This window comes from Citrobacter sp. VF227, from assembly GCF_052950715.1.
In genome coordinates, this window is record NZ_JBRFVF010000118.1 from 1 (window position 1) to 666 (window position 666).

Genomic DNA, 666 nt, shown 5'->3' on the forward strand with positions numbered 1-666 from the left:
GCCCCGGCGTCGCGGCCGGCGTCGCGCAGCGGATGGCCGAGCGATCCATCTCCCTGGAGAGCATCCTGCAGCGCCGCGTCGAGGGGCCGGAGGCCGATCCGCGCGGCCGCTCCGGCCGGCCCGTGCCGCTGGTGCTGATCACCTACGCGGCGACCGAGGGCAACATCCGCGACGCGCTCGACGCCATCGGCGCCGACGGGCTGCTGGCGGAGCCGCCGCAGCTGATCCGGATCGAGCGTGAATAACAGTGCATACGGTAGCGTGACCCGCCACCGCTTGATGCAGGATAGTGGGCCTTAGCGAACCGGCGTATACGCTGCGCGGCCGTCATCCGACGGTATCCATCCGGGATCCGACCCCAAGATCGGACCCGGCCAGAGGCAGGAAACCATGGAAGAGGCCCCCAAGCCGGCATCGCGCGGCGTCCCGCGCACGCTCGCCCTCGAACTGGCCCGCGTGACGGAGCGTGCCGCCATCGCCGCCGCCCGATTGCGCGGCCAGGGCGACGAGAAGGCGGCCGACCAGGCGGCGGTCGACGCGATGCGCGACGAACTCAACGGCCTGCCGATCCGCGGCACCGTGGTGATCGGGGAGGGGGAGCGCGATCAGGCGCCGATGCTGTTCATCGGCGAGCAGCTCGGTCTCGGGGAAGGGCCCGAGGTCGAC

The 666-nt window shown here is 72.2% G+C and carries 2 protein-coding genes; both read left to right on the plus strand.

Annotation, left to right across the window (positions count from 1 at the left end; genetic code table 11):
• Positions 1 to 245, plus strand: a 245-nt coding sequence (locus ACU8YC_RS25375) for a hypothetical protein (protein WP_446896015.1), incomplete at its 5' end; no start/stop codon positions are given.
• A 145-nt stretch (positions 246 to 390) separates the two neighbouring features.
• A partial coding sequence (locus ACU8YC_RS25380) for a fructose-bisphosphatase class II (RefSeq protein WP_446896016.1) occupies positions 391 to 666 on the plus strand: 276 nt, incomplete at its 3' end.